The sequence below is a fragment of the Mesorhizobium sp. M7A.F.Ca.MR.362.00.0.0 genome, from assembly GCF_004023175.1.
GTDB lineage: Bacteria > Pseudomonadota > Alphaproteobacteria > Rhizobiales > Rhizobiaceae > Mesorhizobium.
Map to the genome: position 1 here is coordinate 1 of NZ_RZTF01000338.1, position 1,612 is coordinate 1,612.

The 1,612-nt window shown below is 64.3% G+C and carries 2 protein-coding genes; both read left to right on the top strand.

All coding sequences use genetic code 11. The features are described from left to right. The coding region (locus tag EOC06_RS29030; protein ID WP_128309414.1) for a citrate synthase at positions 1-736 on the top strand (736 nt) is incomplete at its 5' end. A gap of 186 nt (positions 737-922) precedes the next feature. After that, positions 923-1,612: 3-hydroxybutyrate dehydrogenase (locus EOC06_RS29035; protein ID WP_245470172.1), on the top strand; the 690-nt coding region annotated here is incomplete at its 3' end.

Sequence of the window (1,612 nt, forward strand, 5' to 3'; positions counted from 1 at the left end):
GCTGACACCGGCGCTGCTGCGCCTGCGGCGCGGCGAGCAGCCGATCGCGCCGGACAGCCGCGCCGATCATGCCGCCGACATGTTGAAGATGCTGAGCGGCAGCGTCGCCTCGACGGCGCTGGCGAAGGCGCTCGATACCTATCTCGTGACCGTCTGCGATCATGGCCTCAATGCGTCGACCTTTGCGACGCGCGTGGTGGCCTCGACGCAGGCCGGCCTGACATCCTCCGTGCTGGCCGGGCTCGGCGCGCTAAAGGGGCCGCTGCATGGCGGGGCGCCCGGTCCGGTGATCGAGATGCTGGATGCGATCCAGGCGCATGGCGATGCCGCCGGCTGGCTTCGCGACGAGATCTCGCACGGCAGGCGCATCATGGGTTTCGGGCACCGCATCTACCGTGTGCGCGATCCGCGCGCCGATGTGCTGAAGGCCGTCGTGCGGCAACTCGGCGGCGAGGGCGAAACCGGCCGCCGGCTGGCATTCGCGGAGACAGTGGAACAGGTAGCGCTCGACGTGCTGCGGATCGCCAAGCCGTCGCGCTCGCTGCAGACCAATGTCGAGTTCTACACCGCGCTGCTGTTGGAGGCGGCGGGCTTTCCGCCACAAACCTTCAGCAATGTCTTTGCCGCTGGGCGCGTCGCCGGCTGGATCGCGCATGCGCGCGAACAGCAGACGACCGGGCGGCTGATCCGCCCGCAGTCGCGCTATGTCGGGCCGGTGCCGGAGCTGGCTGCCTGAGGCTTATCGGCGCCTGGCGAGCGACCGGCGATCCAAACGATATCCTCCTGGTGAGCGGCCGTGTGGCCGCTCATGACGAAAATTTCATCTCCTCAAAAATTCTGGCCGCTGTTATTGCGTCGCATTGAGCATATATGCTGCAGTGCAACATAAACTCGCTCTTGCCGCAACCAGAGGACTCCGCCCTTGGCCGCCAGAAAAACCGCAGTCATCACCGGCTCCACATCGGGCATTGGCCTGGCCATCGCCCACGCGTTGGCGGCCGAAGGCCATAATGTCGTCGTCAACTCTTTCTCCGACACGGCCGCCGACCACGCCATCACTGATGCGATCGCCAAACACCACGGGGTGAAAACCGCCTACATCAAGGCCGACATGTCGAAACCGGCCGAATGCCGGGCGCTGATCGCCAAGGCGGCTGAGACATTCGGATCGGTCGATATCCTCATCAACAATGCCGGCATCCAGCATGTCGCGCCGGTTGAGGACTTTCCGATCGAGAAATGGGACGCCATCATCGCCATCAACCTGTCGTCGGCGTTCCACACCATTGCAGCCGCGATCCCGCTGATGAAGGAGGCCGGCGGTGGCCGGATCGTCAACATCGCCTCGGCGCACGGCCTGGTCGCGTCGCCGTTCAAATCGGCCTATGTCTCAGCCAAGCACGGCATCATGGGATTGACCAAAACGGTCGCACTCGAACTGGCGCGCGAAAAAATCACCTGCAACGCCATCTGCCCGGGCTATGTCCTGACGCCGCTGGTCGAGGCGCAGATCCCCGACCAAATGAAAGCCCATCAGATGGATCGCGAGACCGTCATCCGTGAGGTCATGCTGGACAAGCAGCCGACCAAGGAATTCGTCACGGTGGAGCAG